Genomic DNA, 18110 nt, shown 5'->3' with positions numbered 1-18110 from the left:
ACCGAATCGAGGTGACGTAGACAGATGATGACCGAGGAGATTCAGGAGCAATATGCGGACGAGCTAGAAGCTTTTCACATATGGATGAAGGACGCCGGATATACAGGCCATACGGTAAAATCATACACGGGTGACGTGGTGGAATTCCTGGTCTCCATTCAAGGAAAGTCACTGGAGCAGGTCAAAAAGCTGCATGTATTGTCTTTTCTGTCCCGTGCGCGGGAGCGTGGGGTTAGTGATGCCACGAGAAATCGCAAACATGCGGCGGTGAACTGTTTTTACAAGTCCCTCATTGAACTCGAATTGTTAACCAATAATCCGGCGTTTGGGATCAAAAAATCCAAAACCGAGAAAAACCGTGCGCCCGTTTTCCTTGATGAAAGTGGGCTGACACGTTTCCTGGAGTCGGTAGAAGGCAAGTATCGCACACGTAATCTGGCTGTTTTTCTACTGATGGGATATATGGGATTACGGGTCGGAGAAGTGCATGCGTTGGATTGCAAAGACTATAATGCGGAGCGGCGTACATTGGATGTATTTGGTAAAGGTCGTAAATGGCGCTCGCTCCCTGTACCGGAGACCGTGGCAAAAGTATTATCTCAAGCAATGGCTGAGCGTCTCGATCCTTGGAGGCCAAAAGAGGAAGCTTTATTTGTCTCGCAAAAAGGAAAAAGACTGTCTATTCGCAGTATCCAGCTCATATCTACGGAAACGTTTGAACGCTTCCAGCAGGAATCACCAGCTAATCAACGTCAAAACTACTCCAGTCATAAGCTGCGTCACTCCTTCGCTACCATGATGTTACGGCGTGGAGCCGACTTGCGTACGGTTCAGGAACTGCTTGGTCACGCGTCGATTCAAACAACAACCGTGTACACACACGTCACCAGTAGGGAGAAAGAAGAGGCTATGGCTCTGCTGGACGTTAAACTTCCGTCATATTAGAAGTGAAAAGCTAATCTTTAATCCGAAAAGGAGTCTGTCCAAGTGACAGGCTTTTTTGTTATTGATTTGATGGTGGAGATTTAAACATAATTAATATTATGTAAACTTATTACCTGATAACTAAATAGGTATATAAATAGAAGCCAAACCAAAGAACCATTCGCTTCTTCTCTCTGGAAGAACAAATGGTCCTTTTGGCTAGCGCGGATATCTTAATTCACAACGTTTAACATGCTAAATCGTTCACACCATGAATGGTTGCGTGTTTTGTGGCAGGATTATTCCAAACCAGCGATCTGTTCTTTTAATTTGTTAGCAGATGCCTGGAAAGCCACTTTCTCGGATTCATTCAGCGGTAGAGGCAGAATCTCGCGCACACCGTTGCGATCGACAACACATGGAACACCCAGATAAACATCCGATACACCATTGTAGTCTTCAAGGTAAGTGGATACGTTCAGAACGGAGCCTTCGTTGCCGAGAATTGCAGCTACAATGCGGTCCAGAGCAAGGGCGATTGCATAGGAAGTCGCTCCTTTGGCATTAATAATCTCATACGCTGCATTTTTGGTGCGGTCGAAAATATCCTGTTGTGTTTCTTCATCCAATTCCAGATCTGTTCCTGCAACGTTAGCCAGGCTCCATACCGGTACTTCGGAATCTCCATGCTCACCAATAATGTGTGCGTGAATACTACGAGGGTCGATCCCTTTATTCTTACCAATCAGGTAACGGAAACGTGCGCTATCGAGCAATGTACCTGAACCGATGACACGGGAAGCAGGCCATCCGCTTTGTTTCCACGAAGTATAGGACAAAATATCTACAGGATTGGTTGCAATCAGTAAAATTCCATGAGAGTTCACTTCAGTAATGCGCTCGATAATATCTTTGAAAATGCTTGCATTTTTCTTCAGCAGATCAATCCGGGTTTCACCCGGTTTCTGGGAAGCACCCGCTGTAATAATAATGATATCTGCATCTTTGCAGTCGGAATAATCGCCAGCCCATACTTTCACGCCTCCCGTAAATGGAAGACCGTGGTTCATATCCAGCATTTCGCCGGTTGCTTTATCATGATTCACATCCACAAATACCAACTCGGATGAACGCTGTCTCAACATTAGCGTGTATCCCGTTGTTGTTCCCACCGCACCCATGCCTACAATCACGACACGACTTGGTTTCAGAGCTGCACTATTTGTCATGTTCATATCCTCTCCTTTTTGGGTTATACTCCCATCCATATTAAGGGATTAGAGAATATAAAGCGAGTGTTGTCTATAAAATAGTTCACATTTCATGTCTTTTTACCAATTATTCCGTCGAAAAACAGTTTAGGATGAAATTAATGGTAATAAATGTGTGGCATATAGCCCAGAGCATCAGCTTGAAAAAGGGAGCGGGCCAACCATGAGTGGGCAATGAGCCTTTTACATAAGGTTTGTGGTAGAATAGGAGCAGTGGATTCTGATGAATCGTAAATAAAACGCCATAGGACAGGCATGCGCGCCTGTATATTGGATGAGAGAGGTGGAACCCACTTGCGTTTGCAATGGATCAAAATCGCGCAGACAGCATTGCTGTCTATAGGTATAGCAGCCTTATTGGCTGCATGCACTGACTCAGATCAACCTCCGGAAGCAGAACCTCCGCAGCAGCAGGAGGACGCCGGAAATACAGGGCAGACATTAACTGTCGTTCCCCCTGTGAACAGTACAGAATCTGCAGATATGGCCAAGTACCAAATACAGACCCGTTTGACTGACTTTCAGTTGCTCAATGACAACGGAGGATTGGCGTGGGGTGTGACGCGGAATGCGCTGCGCCTGTACTACACTCAGGATCAGGGAAAGACCTGGACCAATATCTCACCTTCGGAAAATGTACAGTTTCCGGCTAACCCTAAATATGGACAAAGCATTTATTTTGTAGATCGTGCACATGGTTGGATTGTTCGTGAAGGTATGGGTGGAACAGATACCATGGTGCTTCGCACTAATAATGGGGGCGTAACTTGGAGTCTGTCTTCTCTGTCCAAGACGGATAAAGTGACTGCGATCTCATTTGTATCTCCTGAAAAAGGCTGGATTCTCACTACGGTCGATACCGCTATTGGTAAACAGGACAAGAAACTTTACTTCACCGAGGACGGTGGAATCACCTGGAATCGGATGTCATCCAGTGATGAAGATGGCAAACAGGAAGCAGAAGAGATTTCCAAACGTGGATACACCACAGGGATGACTTTTTCGGATCCAAAGCATGGTTTCTTAATAGCGCTAGAGTTCGGCACACCGAAGTTGTATGTAACATCAGACGGCGGAGAGAACTGGAATACTGGACAAACCTTCTTTGATCGAAACAAATTCAACGGGTGTGGTAATTTCAGTGTTAGTTCACCACAATTTTTTGGACGTGAAGCGCAATCAGCCTGGATGTCAATGTCCTGTTCTCAAGGGGAGAGCACGACATTTAATGGATTCTTTACCACCGATGGCGGGAAGAGCTGGAAGCTGTCCAATTTCACTTTAAACAAACAAACGGGTCCGAATCGTAACCTTTCACCGGTATTTCTAAACGCATCGGAAGGTTGGGCGATGCAAAAGGGCATAACCTATCACACCAAGGATGCGGGCAAAACGTGGAGCGCTCTTCCTGCAAGCAGTGTACTGGAGAAAATTCTCGAAGACTATCCGGAGATTGTGAAGATTCAGATGGTTAACCCCAAGCTTGGCTGGATATTGGTTGAAAATACAGATGCCAAAAGATCGTTGTTATTGCAAACGGTAGATGGCGGTGTACATTGGAAAGTACTATAAACGTAGAGTGTTATCGATGTGAATAGATAGGAGAAAGAAGAGGAGCCTAAGGGTTCCTTTTCTTTTTTTGTTTAGTTTGTGAAATAAATCACAAATAAATCCACTAGAAGGTGATATATTTAACTCAACAAGAGAAGGAGTGATGAAGATGAGAACCAACGGTCAAACTCAATTCACGCAGGCGGATGAATTAACCAGATACATGCTTCAATTATGCTACACATGTGACGATGCCAATCGTTGTACAACAGAGGATGCAGTAAAGGCTTGCATGGCAGAACACGCACAGGCAGACCAACCCGAACCAGCTGAAGGTGGAGATGTAACTCGCGGGTTTATGGACTTGATGTACGCATAGTAATCGAAACTAATCAAAAAAAGCTGATATATCAACGTTTTTCCAATATTCAGAGACCGCAGTGACTAATGAAATGGTTTGAGCATAGGTGTTGCTGCGTTAGTAGAAGCGGGTTGGAATGATTCTCACGAATCATTTAAATGGGAATATTAGAGAGGCACTGCTGGCAGAACGCTGGTAGTGCCTTTTTTTTGTTTTGTGTTAAGATGTCCATGGCCACAAGGCTGTGCGTCCAAGAATAATTAGTAGGTGTAATGGATAAACTTAAACTTGATCATTAAATAGATGGTCAGATGCAACACACACAACAACACATATTGTTTATAGACACCTCTCTCTAACTGCTCGATGCTTCCTCCCGCTGCCCAGGGCAGGGAGGAAGCATAATATGATTTTTTGTAATGTATAAATGATACATTCTATAATTAAAACTCAGATGGGAAGCAATAAATCAGCTTGTGCAACTACAAACGTATGTGAGCGAAAAGTATAGTAAGATGGATCTGATATACGCTAAGCCTATGATTCACGGAGAACGCTCCTGCGGGAGGGTTCTTTTTGATTTGGAGTGAAATGTATGCGCTTTTAAATGTACTTCGCAAATATTGCAGCATGGGTTATTATAGAAATAATTAAGGTAATTTTCTCAAAATGTGGAATTGATTTATTGGTTCCAAGAAAGGATGGGTATTATCTTTAGTTGGTCTCGCCCTATCCACAAATGTGTTGCTACAGAAGAGGATAGACTGGTTTTTTTAAAATGTTAGGTTGATGAATCTTAGTATTCGGTAACTCTTTGCGAAAGTAAGTTAGCATTATTGGATCGTAAACTATCAACCTATGTGAATGCGTTGGCCAAAGCTGGATTTGCCATTGAGCAATTGATTGAGGAATCTGATGAAGAATTAAGGCAACTGCAAAACGATGATTTTGCCAATAAAGCAAAGATGCTCCCTATAACCTTTGTGGTAAAGGCAAGAAAACTATTGTAGATAATAAGGGGTAGCCAATGAAGATTAATCAAAAATATTACTATGTTAATAAAGTAATTACTTGTGTTTTTGTACTTGCATTCATCATAATGACATGTGCGGTATCTGTGCGTGCTGAGGTAGAGCAAGAGGAGACAACACCCTCCAGAATTACGTTTTCTTCGCTAGAGGAAACGATTGATTCATATGTGGCCATGAATCAGAAGAATACCGCTGCCGTTTCGGTTGTAGCTATCAAGAACGGTGAGACCATTGTGAATAAGGCCTATGGATACGCAGATCTTGAGCAACAGAGAAAGGCAGACACCTCTACTGTATTTGAATGGGGTTCAACTTCTAAACTATTGGTCTGGACGAGTGTTATGCAGCTTGTAGAACAGGGAAAGCTTGATTTGGATACCGATATTCAGGGATATTTGCCGGAAGGATTTCTAAAGAAGCTTGAATACGATGCTCCCATTACCCTAATGAACCTTATGCATCATAACGCAGGATGGGAGGATAGATTGATCGATTTATGGTATTCATCCGAGAGTGATATTGTGGAATTAGGTGAAGCTTTACAAAAATTTGAGCCGAGGCAGATCGATAAACCTGGGAGTGTCGTTGCTTATTCAAACTATGGTACGGCTATGGCTGCTTACATCGTTGAAGTGCAAAGCGGACAACCCTTTTACAAATATGTCAACGAACATATATTTAAACCACTGAACATGAAAGACACATCGATTCACCCATCACAATACGATAATCTAAACGTCTTGAAACGAAGAAATGAGATTCAGGGTTACACTACGAATCTGAAACTAATTCCTAAGAACAGAGCATACATAAGCTTATACCCTGCGGGGGGCGCCATTGGCACAGCAGAGGATGCAGCTAAATTTCTCGCAGCCTTGATGCCTGTGGATCGTAGCAATTTAATATTCGCGAACAAGGATACGTTAGACGAGATGCTGTCAACCAGTCTATATTATGATGGAACTTCTAATCCTCGAATTGCACATGGCTTCTTTGAAGTGGAGTACTGGGTGCCTGCACTGGAACACGCTGGAAGTACGGCGGGATTTACAAGTAAATTTGTTATTGACCCGGAGTCTAATTTTGGGTTAGTGGTCATGACAAACCAGTCAAATGAAATGGCTTATAACGTTGGTCTTGTCCAGAAGGTGTTTGGAAGTAGCTTCAGTACAAATTCGGTTACATCTGAGAGTGGGGGATATTATCTGCCTGCGCGACGGGTCGTTTCCGGTTTTACGAAGGCATATTCGATGTTAAGTCTGCAGAAGTATACCACATTTGACCTTAGTAACTTTGCAAATATTGTTGAGCGTAACGGGACTATTGAGAAGGCCTCCATTCCTTATAATGACTTTTTGCCCATGTCCAATTTAACGATAAACTTGATCAAAGCATCTTTTATTGCTCTTGCAGTAGCCATCCTGCTCAGTTTGAGAGCTATAATTGGCTATTTTATTCGGTTATCCAAATATAAATTAAAAAACGGGGAAAGACCCGGCACAGGATTTGATAAATATCATATTGCCATTAATATTGCCAGTCTGGCATTCATTTTGAATACGATCCTATTGTTCATGCGCGCCTTAGGCTTTGCCCCTTATTCTTCATTACGCATACATCTCATTTTAAACCTGCTTTATGTAATTCTAGCTGTGGCGTACCTTATCTTGATGTTCTACAAACTGCTGAAGAGAAGTTACAGTAACAAGCAAAAGGCGGTATACATCATGTCTGGCATGTCGGCTTTCCTATTTGCTGCTTTTATTATGGGATGGGATTTGTACTTTTAGAGCGGAATTATCGACGAGAACATGATCAGAAAGAGCATGAGATAGTAGAAAGGATAAAACTATGAACATTCAAGATCTCCCAATTGAAATAAAAGAACATATAGGGGAAGTCCAGAAAATCACTTTTCCTAAGCAGGGTCATACTTCTACTGTGGCTATACTGGATACGTTTGATCAAAAGTACATCATCAAGAAGACAGAAAACGATCTTTATAATGAATGGTTATCCGATGAATATAAGGTGCTCCAATACCTTTACCATACGGGACTCCCTGTTCCAAAGGTATATTCATTTCATATGGAGGACACATCGAGATGGCTTCTGATGGATTATATTGATGGAATAAGTTTAAGAGAATTTCTCTCTAAGATGCCTGACCTCCAAAGTAAAGAAAAAACGATTTTTAACTTTGGGCTTTGTCTAAAGAAAATACATGAATGCTCTTGTCCTGTTGAATTATTGAACAATGACAGTCCTTGGTTAGATACAATGCTTAATAAAGCAGAATATAATCTAAATCATTTTGCTGTAGACGGATCAGCAGAACTACTGCAACAGTTGAAAGAAGCAAGACCAAAACCAATAGAGAACACTTTCATTCATGGAGATTTTACTATAGATAATGTGCTAGTTAATGATTGCAATATTGTTGGAGTTATTGACTGGGCAGGAGCAGCTTATGGCGATCCAAGATATGATGTAGCATTAGCCATTCGACCAAAACCTAATGCGTTTGATAATGAAAGAGATAAAGAAATATTTTATAAGGGGTATGGAAAGTTAAGAGTCACGGATGAAGAATACAATTACTTTGAAGATGGGATATATAACTTCTTTTAGTCTGGCTATAATTTGTTCTTCAAACGTATATTAATCTCTTTAGAAGGAGTCGAAAAAATGAGCCCTCCAAAACACATCTTATCTGCCGCTGCAATCGTGATAAACGACAAAAATGAATTATTACTTATTAGAGGACCGCGAAGAGGATGGGAAATGCCAGGTGGTCAAGTAGAAGAAGGAGAATCTCTTAGTCAAGCTGCAATTAGAGAGACGAAAGAAGAATCTGGCATCGACATTGAAATCATCAAGTTTTGTGGAATATTTCAGAATATCGAAAATTCAATATGTAACACATTATTTCTAGCAAGACCGATAGGTGGGGAATTAACGACATCATCGGAGAGTTTAGACTCTGGTTTCTTTCCAATTGAAGAAGCCATTTTAAAAGTCGAATGGAAAAACTTCAGAGAAAGAATAGAGTATTGTTTAAACCCTGAGATGCAACCTTTTTGCATTGAGTTCAGTGATAAGAATAATATTTAAAAGTTTCCCAGAAGCGTGGTACATATTACAGTGTATTCTCTAATATTACCTTTAATTGCAGATTCATCATAGATATGGGTCTAGGAATAAAGCCGAATATGACCCAGTCAAGAAAGGTAGGGAGGCCAAAGTTTGAGTTCGGGAAATAAATCTAAACGGCTGGACACTGTTCGTAGTCTCGTTCATGAAATGCTTCTTGAGGAAAGTATTAACAAGGAAGGTATGTTGGTCCATCTTTATGGGGTTTCTAATTTAGCTTCCATGCTTGCTATGAAAAGAGTACAGGATTCGGAAATTACTGCGATTGCAGGGTTACTCCACGGTTTTTATTTCTACAAAACAGGAATCGAAGACTTTCCTGGTTCTAATAGTGCGGATGCTGTTAGACCGATATTACGCAGTGCTGAAATCTTTACGACAGATGAACTGTCTATCATTCTTAAATCAATCTTTTATCAGGAAGATACACATCTAGTTCATGGCCCATATGAAGAAATTATTAAAGATGCCATACTGTTTCAGATGTACTTCCAGAATCCAGGTAGAAGCTTATCAAAGATAGAGATAAGTAGATTAGAGAATGTATTTACTGAATTGGGGATATCGAAGGAGAAAATAAAAGCAGACGTTAATGTTAATGTGCAAACAGTTAACATAAATACTGAAGACCGGCGTTCCAAGTTAGCTGATCTAGCAGAAACGCTGGCAAGGCAAAATATTATTGGTACTCCAGGGGATCAACGATATCAGGAAATTTGCAGGTATTGGCCGGATTCTGATATCTATAAAATACTTGAAGCCAATTGGTGTGCTGCATTTGTATATCATTGTTGTATGGAAGTTGGAATAAAACTCCCTATTCGATATCCTAATCGAATGTATCGATTAGCTGGGGTGGGTGCTTGGTTGGACTGGGCTAAGCTAGCTGAAACAGGATTCTTTTATCGGGATATGCAAGAAGGTTTTGAACCAGAGCGTGGTGATATAGTCATTTATGAGAAGCTCTTAAGGGATAATTCTCACGATCACATTGGAATTGTTTTGACCTGTGACGGTGATCAATTATTGGTTGCAGAGGGGAACACAGACAATAAAAACTACTCTAGCGTTTTATACAGAGAAAGAGGATATTGTATTCTCGGATATATCCGTGTAAGTGACAGCTATCAATTTAATTTTCAAGGAGAGTATAGACCAATTTGAACTATCTGAGATTGCGTGGCTGGAAGTAGCACACGCAGATGTGTTAATGAATTATTACAAGTAAACTTTAAAAGCTGACTTCTATCTATTGGAGGAACTGACATGAACAAACTATCTTTATTTGTAGTGACAGGCGCGAGTGGAACAGGAAAAACAACGATCTCTTCGCATGTTCGGGAGCAACTTCCCGAATTTGACGTCTTTGATATGGATATCATCGATAACGTGGATTGGCAGATTGCCAAAGAGAATTGGTTGAGGATTGCGTATAACATATCGCTAAGTGGACGAGGGACTGTTTTATGCGGAACGATGGTGCCGGAAAACATTGCATCGTCCGATTACATAGATCGATTTGATCGAATTCTATATATGAATTTGCATTGTGACGATGTTACTCGCGAGACGCGTTTAAGAGCTCGTGGGTGGGACGAGAACTCGATCGAAGATCACAAGAATTTTGCAAATTGGTTACTACAGAATTCGGAAAATGCGTTTGACCCGCCAATGCAAACAATTGATACGACAGAACTTACAGCAGAGGGAGTAGCTGAACAAATTAAAGAATGGGTATTAAAGAACTGGTGCGAGGAATGAACACCTAAAATAACCTTATAGTTAGATTGAGTGGGAGGAACGGGATGCTACCTTTTCAAGTGAATGAATCTATTGTATTAAAGCTGATCCAATCTCAAGATAAAGATCATTTGTATGCGTTAATTGATGAGAACAGAAAGTACTTGAGAGAGTGGTTACTCTGGGTTGATAAACGACAATCGCCCAGCGATTTAGATTCTGTAATAGATGTATGGACACATAATTATGAAGAGAAGAACGGTTTTGATTCCGGAATATGGTTCAATGAACAATTGGTCGGGATGTTAGGATTGCATTATATTGATTGGAATAATCGAACAACGAGCATTGGATATTTTTTAGCTGAGTCAGCACAGGGTAAAGGAATCATTACCAAATCAATAGAGCAATTGCTTAAATACCTTTTTAACGAGTTGAAGTTAAATCGTGTGATCATTCAATGTGCAGAAAATAATTTAAAAAGCAGAGCTATACCTGAGAAAATCGGATTTTCAAATGAGGGAACATCCAGAGAAGCTCAATGGGTCTACGATCATTATGAGAATATTGTGACGTATAGTCTGCTGTCTAGTGAATGGCTTACTTAAACGTTAGAGTACATCGTCTGATGAGACGAAGGAGGTCACGAATTGCTTCTCAATGTATTACTTTGGTTGATTATTCTCTGGGTGATCTCCCTTTATTTCAGTTTTCCTAAGAAAGATCGCATGTACACGGTTAATGTGCCACGCACATATTACATTCAATCTTTAAATCGGTTGGATATTCAGAAAAACTACGAATGCGCTGCATTTTCCAGTGCGTTCGTCTTGAGACATTTCGGTTTGGAGTCCAACGGAACAAAGCTTTATGAAACCTATCCTCGAAAATTACTGGATGGGACGGTATATCCCAAAGCAGTCGTTGTTTTTTTCAGAAAACTAGGATATCAGGCAATGTACTTACGAGGAAATGTGAATACGTTGAAGAAACAGATCAGCAAGGGTGTGCCTGTTATATTATTTATTAGAGTACATGCCAAACAACGTTATTTGCATTTTGTTCCCGTCGTTGGCTATGATGAAACACATTTTTACTTGGCAGAATCGTTAGACCACAAGATTAATTGTGATGAAGAATATTACAATCGAAAAATCAGCATAAGTGAACTCAACATGTTATGGAGGTCGTGGTTACCTTTTTCTCAAAACTCCTATATCGTCGTACACCCGATGCAGATTTAAGACGGCCCTCTTTTAAGGGACAGGATATATTTGCTTTGAACGAACTAATCGGTTTTATTCGGATTGTCTGCGTGGTTAAACCAAGCAACTCATGCCCAAATGGCATGAGTTTTTTTGAACAAATCTCCTCACATAAAGCAGTTCGCTTTAATCGATGGTTATGAACAAAATAGATCAAACGTATAGGCAGTTGCTACTGATTTTATTGTTTTACCTAGTAATCAGCGGAGTTTTTAATTAAATTGGTTGTTCGTCCACGCATCTATTTATCTACATACGTACGTTAAACTATGTCTATAGGGAGGTGTCGATACTGTGAGTCATTCAGAAGTGAAGAAACGTATGAAGAGAAAAAAGGCAACATTACATCCATGTAAAGTTAAAAGAAAAGACCGCCGATTGAAAGTGGTTAAAAAGTTCGTTCAAGTAAAATGTCCGCCTCCAGAGGTGAACATATCTACCCCTACTGTCGTTGGCCCAACAGGACCACAAGGTATACAAGGCGTACAGGGCGTACAGGGTATTCCAGGTAAACAAGGGGCAGAAGGGCCACCTGGAGCTCAAGGACCAGCGGGGGGGCCACCTGGACCACAAGGACCTCAGGGACAGCCTGGTCCTGCTGGAGCGGTAGGCTCTCAAGGTCCGGTCGGACCTGCTGGACCCATGGGAGCACAGGGGATTCCGGGAGAAGCGGGGGCTGTAGGGCCACAAGGTCCGCAAGGTAATCCCGGACCTGCCGGAGCAATTGGACCTCAAGGTTTTCCTGGGGCTGTTGGGCCGACGGGTGCGACAGGCCCAGCAGGCCCAGCCGGTGCAGCAGGAGCGGTAGGTCCTGCTGGAGCAGTAGGCCCGGCAGGCCCAGCTGGTGCAACAGGAGCGGTAGGTCCTGCTGGAGCAGTAGGCCTTGCAGGCCCAGCTGGTGCAACAGGAGCAGTGGGTCCTGCTGGAGCAGCAGGTCCGACAGGTGCAACGGGAGTAGCGGGTCCCGCTGGGGCAACAGGATCTACAGGTGCGACAGGAGCAGCCGGAAGCGTGCTGGGATTTGCTGACTTTTTCGCGCTGATGCCACCTGATAATGCTGCAACGGTTGCTCCCGGTACAGATGTAAGCTTTCCTCAGAATGGGCCGACAAGTGGAACAACTATCGCCCGCACGGGGCCTAGTTCATTCAATCTGGCAGCCATTGGTACGTATCAGATTTTGTTCCAAGTAAGCATCAATGAAGCGGGTCAATTAATCTTAACTCTCAATGGGGCAGATTTGGCTCCTACTGTAGTTGGGCGAGCAACGGGAACGTCTCAGATTGTGGGTATGGCTTTAGTGCAGACAACCGTGATTAATTCTATTCTGACTGTGCGGAACCCGGCTGGTAATGCTACAGCATTAACAATCACGCCACTTGCGGGTGGAACTAGACCTGTATCCGCACATCTTGTGATCACACAATTAGCATGAGTCCGTTAACAGGCTAGCAACTTTCCTCAACTTTATTAAATATGCATCCACAACGGTAACATGGGTTTGCTTGAACTGAGATAGCAGTGCTTTACCTGAGGCTGTTATCTCAGTTGGAGCGGATAATGGTACAGAAGTAACTACATATCGGATACTCTTTTTGTTTTGTGAGGAATGGTGAAAAGTCACTACTAATTATTTTTCAGTAGTTAATATGATAAAATATTGGATAAACATCAGAGGTGAGTACATGAAGAATGGACACTGGAGAAAAATAACATGGGTTGTTGCGGCATTATTATTAATCATGATCACGGCTTGCAGCAATAGCAAATTCAATCCAAACGAATTTTCAGAACAGGATCTGGCTGTGACGAAGACCGACAGTGAGGATAAGATTACGTATGGAATGAGTCAGGAAGAGGCTGAGAAAATCCTCGGTGAGGGAACATCAACCGCTGTGGGTCAATCCTATCAATACAATAACGGGATCACGATTGGCTACAGGGATGCCAAAGTCGTCAGTATCATCTTGAATAAGGACTCGAAAGGGTACTTTAAGACGGCTCGCGGGGCAAAGGCGGGGATGACACATCAAGAGATTCTTGATCTGTATGGCAAGCAATATGTTTTAGTCGAATCTGAACGTAATATCGATTATGCCTATCATATTCAGAAGGAAACATTCCTGGATGAGAAAGCGCTGCAAGCGGAAAAAGATGATCTGGCTATCTATCGTGCATCGTTTATGCTGACAAAAGAGGGACAGGTCAATCAGGTTATATTGTTGGATCATCGATTTGCAACAACCTTTAAGTAAAATAGGGCTGCTAGGCAGCAGGGTATTAGATAATGAAATAGTACTTATTTTCGTATAAAGCAACCCTTTGGTATTCTGCCGGAGGGTTTTCCCTTCGAACCGTTCGATTTCAATCCCGATAACAAGTTCCTTGTTTACGTGCATATACATTACAGGAGACGGGTCAAGACTCCGGCTGTCCTAAGTTGTATGAACGGAGGGAGAGACATGGGCATTGAATCATCCTGGATGTTTGATTTGTTTGGAACCGTCTTTCCGGTTGTATTTGTTCTGATTATAGGTATAGTCCTTCTGTCGATGGGAAAGGAGGTATGGAAGTGGGGACGCAACAACTCGGAGCCGCTATTGACCGTGCCTTCACGAATCACCAGCAGACGGATGAAGATGAGTCAGTCGCAATCTGAACCGGGCAGTACAGCACGAACGCTATACTACGTCACCTTTGAAGTAGAAAGTGGAGATCGGCTCGAATTCAAAGTCAATGGCGAAGAGTATGGTTTGTGCGCTGAGGGGGATGAAGGACGACTCTCGTTCAAAGGAACACGTTATGTAGGCTTCGAGCGATATAATCGCGTATATTCTGAACGCCTACGTGGTTAAACTGAGCAGCTTGCGCCAGGATGGCGTGAGCTTTTTTTGATTAATTGCTGGACAAGCGTTTCTTAATGGGCCTAACGTGTTTTTATATAAGAAGAGGCTTAATAAGATTATGATCGAAGGATCATTACCATAGAGGAGGCAAACCATATGTCATTTACAGATCAGGTCGTTGTTGTAACCGGTGCCGCTCAAGGGATAGGACGAAGTGTGGCCGAGGCTTATGCGGTCGCTGGAGCCAAAGTTGTACTTGCCGATCACAAGGAAGCCGAGGGTGCGGCAGCCGCAGCTTCCATTCGTAATGAAGGCGGAGAAGCCATCTTTGTTCAATGTGATGTTCGGAGCGAGCAGGATATTACGAATCTTTTTCGTACAACCGTGGAAGAATTCAAGCAAATTGATGTTTTGGTGAATAATGCGGGACTCGCCAAGTGGAAGTCACCCTATGAGCTGACGCTGGAAGAATGGGACGATGTACTCAATACAAATGTGAGAAGTTGCTTTTTGGCAAGTCGGGAAGCAGCCAAACATATGAAAAGCAATGAACACGGGGGTGCCATTATCAACATGGCTTCTACCCGTGCGCTGATGTCTGAGCCGGATACTGAAGCTTATGCCGCATCCAAAGGAGCCATTGTAGCTCTGACACATGCGCTGGCGGTCTCACTGGGCAAGGACCAAATTCGGGTCAATTGTATCAGTCCGGGATGGATTGAGACAGGTGACGTGGAGAAATTGAAAAAGGAGGATCATGAACAGCATCCATCCGGTCGTGTGGGTGTTCCTTCGGATATCTCCCGTGCTTGTCTATATTTGTCTGATCCAAGCAATACCTTTGTCACAGGGACCAACCTCGTTATTGATGGAGGCATGACCCGAAAAATGATATATGAGGACTAGAACCGGGATTGAGCCGGGCGAGCCCTAAGCTGTCCCAACTTAAGAGTAATAAGCCCAAGTTAAGCACTTGGGCTTATTTGTTTTTAATAACTCGGTTGCTATAATAAATGTGATTTTACAACAGTAGAAGAATGGAGGGAGTATATGTTCGGGAAACAATCCCGGAAGGTATTTTGGCTGTTACTGCTGATCGGAGGGATGATAATGATAGGGAATGAGTCACCTGCTGAAGCTGACGGCGCAGATATACGGGCGGCCTGGGTATGGCAGGCACAGTCTGTTAGCAACGGAGATGAGCTGTTGGCCAATGCAGCTAAACATAAGATAAACAGGCTATACGTGAATGTAGACATGACGGTGTCAAAGGAGGTATACCAGACGTTTATAGCCAAAGCAAGCCGTGCGGGTATTGCGGTTGAAGCGCTGGGAGGCGATCCATCCTGGGCGCTCAGTGGCCGTGAAGGTCCCATGCTCAGATTAGCGTCGTGGGTAAGTGATTACAATCAAGCTGCTGAGCCCAACGAGCAATTTGATGCCATACATCTGGATATCAAGCCCTATGTGTTACCAGCCTGGAAAGAAGATGCCAAGCCACTGGTACAATCCTGGGTAGCCAATATGAATCTGTTATTTGAGCAAGTGAGACAGGATGGCGCAGTTGCAGTGAATATTGACCTGCCATTTTGGCTGGATTCCTATACAATCACAGGAAATAGAGTTTCTGAGGATGCAGATAACGAACCATTGTCACGTTGGTTCATTGAACGAGTGGAGCATGTCACTTTACTCGCTTACCGTGATAACGCGCAAGGGAACAATGGTATTATACGTTTAATTGAACAGGAAATGAACTGGGCCGATACCAGCAATGTGAGCGTTACGGTTGGGTTGAACACCAAGCCAATGCCTGGCGAGGAGTTCACGACGTTTGCCGGTAAAGGTGCAGCACAACTGGAAAGCGTTATTGAAGAAGTTGCCTCCGCATTCAGCGAGCATAGTTCCTACGCAGGTTCTGCTGTACATGACATCGTATACTGGGGACAACTGGAGCCGTCAGAACTGCCATCACCGGAGATTCCATCCAATCAGCCAGAGATTCGGGGAACGTATATCTGGGAGGCCTCTCAGGTGACGAATGACGGGGGAGATCACATACTAGCGTTTGCTAGAGAGCAGAATATTAACTGGTTGTATGTGCGGTTAGATCTGGACCAACCCTATTCCAGTTACCGCAGTTTTGTGAAACGGGCACAAGCGCAGGGCATTGAGATCCATGCGATGGGTGGACACCCGATCTGGGGCAAGAAGGAGAATCGTCCACGTATTAAGCGCTTGATTGATTATGTAAAAAACTATAATACGGAATCCGAGCCGGATGAACGATTTGAAGGCATCCATCTGGATATTGAGCCTTACACCTTGCCGGATTGGGAGAATAGTCGGGACACCCTGCTGACCGAATGGGCTGCCAACATTACATTTTTCCAGGAAGAAACGAAGAAGGACAGTGATCTCGAAACAAGTGCAGACCTTGCTGTATGGCTGGATACCTTCCCGTTGCCGGGAAAAGACATGTCTGTGACAGAGTTTATGATTGATACACTTGATCATGTGTCGATGATGGCATTCCGTAATCAGGCAGAAGGGTCCAATGGTATTGCTGCTGTTGTGAGTCAGGAGATGGAGATTGCAGATCGTCTGGGCAAAAGGTTGATGATTTCGGTTGAGATGAAGCAGAATCATGAAGGTCCTCATATTTCTTTTTATGAAAAAGGGGCAGCGGAGATGGAACTTCAGCTTGCCAAGCTTCCGGATCTGCTGGCCGAACATCAGGCTTACCAAGGCAACATTGTTCATGCCTATGATTATTGGATTGAAGCCAAGCCTTAAACAGGCGAGTATTATAAGAAACGAGTTGCTTCGGGACTTCACCTTGGGTGAGGTTCCGGGTTTTTTTTTATGGAAAAAAGATGGAATCGTGTCACCGAATGGGCTCCTGCACAATACGATGTACGGTGATGAACAGCTGAAACAAAGGAGGAAACAGACTATGGCTGTTATTAAAGCCAACTCAGAGGACGTCAAGCTGCTGGCTAGGCTCATGAGGGCAGAGGCTGAAGGTGACGGCGAACAGGGTATGTTGCTTGTGGGCAATGTAGGTGTGAACCGGGTGCTGGTGGATTGTCTGGACTTTAAGGATATTCGCGATATCAATCGTATGGTATTCCAGAATCCAGGAGGCTACGAGTCAACACAGAAGGGGTACTTTTACCAACGGGCAAGACAGTCCGAGATTCGTCTTGCACAACGGGTGATCAATGGAGAGCGCATCTGGCCAGCGAGCAATTCATTGTGGTTTTTCCGACCTGTGGGCGACTGCCCACCAACGTGGTATGACCAGCCAAATACAGGACGTTTCAAAGCGCATTGTTTCTTCAGTCCGACAGGCGATGACTGTCCGGAAGTATATTAAATTTTGGGAGGAATCACTATGATTAATCAGCCTTATCAACCAACGACTCAAACACTGGGTCAGCAAGCGAATTCTGTGTTGGGTCAACAAGCCAATTCTCAGGTTCAAGGTACGTCTTACAAAATTGGTAACGGAATGCCTGGCATGTTACCAACGCCAGGGATGGTATCACCAAGCTCGACAAGTGTACCCCCACTCGTATCCAGTGGAAGCCCAATGACACCAACGGGTGCAGTGATTACAACAACGGCTCCACAGTTTGAGCAGTCATACATTGAGAATATTTTACGTCTGAACCTTGGTAAATTCGGTACGTTCTACATGACATATGAAGGCAATAAAGAATGGAACGCTCGCATATTCCAAGGTATTATTGAAGCAGCGGGCCGTGACCATATTATCATTAGTGACCCGAAGACAGGAAGACGGATCATGCTGTTGATGGTCAACTTTGACTATGCTACATTTGATGAGCCGTTGTTGTACCAATATCCAGGAGTGGTAGGCAATTACCCGCAAGCTCCAAGCAGATAATCATTGGCCCTCATCATTTTGAATGATAATTAACATGTCTAACACATACTGATTTA

General features: G+C 43.4%; 18 protein-coding genes and 1 pseudogene. 18 read left to right on the top strand and 1 reads right to left on the bottom strand.

The window, feature by feature from the left end:
* Positions 1-24 precede the first annotated feature (24 nt).
* Positions 25-945, top strand: a complete 921-nt coding sequence (locus tag J2X75_RS10090; RefSeq protein ID WP_091029457.1) for a tyrosine-type recombinase/integrase — start codon at positions 25-27, stop codon at positions 943-945.
* Positions 946-1223: 278 nt separating this feature from the next.
* On the opposite strand, the gene J2X75_RS10085 is transcribed toward J2X75_RS10090, so the two are convergent.
* The gene (locus J2X75_RS10085) at positions 1224-2153 is read right to left on the bottom strand and encodes an L-lactate dehydrogenase (RefSeq protein ID WP_076217081.1); all 930 of its coding nucleotides are present in this window, start codon (positions 2151-2153) and stop codon (positions 1224-1226) included.
* Between the two features lie 336 nt (positions 2154-2489).
* Between J2X75_RS10085 and J2X75_RS10080 the strand changes: the two genes are divergently transcribed.
* From J2X75_RS10080 to gerQ, 17 genes and pseudogenes are all read left to right on the top strand, one after another.
* A complete protein-coding gene (locus tag J2X75_RS10080; protein ID WP_310336128.1) occupies positions 2490-3767 on the top strand; it encodes a WD40/YVTN/BNR-like repeat-containing protein in 1278 nt (425 codons plus the stop codon).
* Between the two features lie 148 nt (positions 3768-3915).
* Positions 3916-4125, top strand: coding sequence for a hypothetical protein (locus J2X75_RS10075; protein ID WP_124115211.1), 210 nt, complete (start codon positions 3916-3918; stop codon positions 4123-4125).
* A 692-nt stretch (positions 4126-4817) separates the two neighbouring features.
* Positions 4818-5117 (top strand): annotated as a pseudogene (locus J2X75_RS30345) (class I SAM-dependent methyltransferase); the annotation flags it as partial.
* A 17-nt stretch (positions 5118-5134) separates the two neighbouring features.
* Positions 5135-6928, top strand: a complete 1794-nt coding sequence (locus J2X75_RS10065; RefSeq protein ID WP_310336126.1) for a serine hydrolase domain-containing protein — start codon at positions 5135-5137, stop codon at positions 6926-6928.
* 61 nt (positions 6929-6989) lie between these two features.
* Positions 6990-7769, top strand: a complete 780-nt coding sequence (locus tag J2X75_RS10060) for a phosphotransferase family protein (RefSeq protein ID WP_310336125.1) — start codon at positions 6990-6992, stop codon at positions 7767-7769.
* A 57-nt stretch (positions 7770-7826) separates the two neighbouring features.
* The gene (locus J2X75_RS10055; RefSeq protein WP_091019571.1) at positions 7827-8252 is read left to right on the top strand and encodes an NUDIX hydrolase; all 426 of its coding nucleotides are present in this window, start codon (positions 7827-7829) and stop codon (positions 8250-8252) included.
* A 132-nt stretch (positions 8253-8384) separates the two neighbouring features.
* Entirely contained in the window at positions 8385-9455 is a 1071-nt protein-coding gene (locus J2X75_RS10050; RefSeq protein WP_310336124.1) for a CHAP domain-containing protein, read from the top strand.
* 102 nt (positions 9456-9557) lie between these two features.
* Entirely contained in the window at positions 9558-10052 is a 495-nt protein-coding gene (locus tag J2X75_RS10045) for an AAA family ATPase (RefSeq protein WP_310336123.1), read from the top strand.
* Positions 10053-10096: 44 nt separating this feature from the next.
* Entirely contained in the window at positions 10097-10639 is a 543-nt protein-coding gene (locus J2X75_RS10040; RefSeq protein WP_310336121.1) for a GNAT family N-acetyltransferase, read from the top strand.
* Between the two features lie 42 nt (positions 10640-10681).
* Positions 10682-11275, top strand: a complete 594-nt coding sequence (locus J2X75_RS10035) for a C39 family peptidase (protein WP_310336120.1) — start codon at positions 10682-10684, stop codon at positions 11273-11275.
* Positions 11276-11590: 315 nt separating this feature from the next.
* Positions 11591-12730 carry a collagen-like protein gene (locus J2X75_RS10030; protein ID WP_310336118.1) on the top strand — a complete coding sequence of 380 codons (1140 nt, stop codon included), beginning with the start codon at positions 11591-11593 and terminating at the stop codon, positions 12728-12730.
* Between the two features lie 250 nt (positions 12731-12980).
* A complete protein-coding gene (locus tag J2X75_RS10025) occupies positions 12981-13550 on the top strand; it encodes a hypothetical protein (RefSeq protein WP_310336117.1) in 570 nt (189 codons plus the stop codon).
* A gap of 207 nt (positions 13551-13757) precedes the next feature.
* The gene (locus J2X75_RS10020) at positions 13758-14150 is read left to right on the top strand and encodes a DUF2500 domain-containing protein (protein WP_076250308.1); all 393 of its coding nucleotides are present in this window, start codon (positions 13758-13760) and stop codon (positions 14148-14150) included.
* 147 nt (positions 14151-14297) lie between these two features.
* The gene (locus J2X75_RS10015) at positions 14298-15047 is read left to right on the top strand and encodes a glucose 1-dehydrogenase (protein ID WP_076250310.1); all 750 of its coding nucleotides are present in this window, start codon (positions 14298-14300) and stop codon (positions 15045-15047) included.
* A 204-nt stretch (positions 15048-15251) separates the two neighbouring features.
* A complete protein-coding gene (locus J2X75_RS10010; protein ID WP_310336114.1) occupies positions 15252-16937 on the top strand; it encodes a hypothetical protein in 1686 nt (561 codons plus the stop codon).
* 160 nt (positions 16938-17097) lie between these two features.
* On the top strand, positions 17098-17520 hold the full coding sequence (locus J2X75_RS10005) for a cell wall hydrolase (RefSeq protein WP_307411605.1): 423 nt from the start codon (positions 17098-17100) through the stop codon (positions 17518-17520).
* Between the two features lie 75 nt (positions 17521-17595).
* Positions 17596-18054 carry a spore coat protein GerQ gene (gene gerQ / locus J2X75_RS10000; RefSeq protein WP_397383520.1) on the top strand — a complete coding sequence of 153 codons (459 nt, stop codon included), beginning with the start codon at positions 17596-17598 and terminating at the stop codon, positions 18052-18054.
* The last annotated feature ends 56 nt before the right edge of the window (positions 18055-18110 follow it).

The sequence above is a fragment of the Paenibacillus sp. 2003 genome (assembly GCF_031455635.1).
GTDB lineage: Bacteria > Bacillota > Bacilli > Paenibacillales > Paenibacillaceae > Paenibacillus > Paenibacillus amylolyticus_B.
This window is presented reverse-complemented; position numbering and strand designations above follow the sequence as displayed.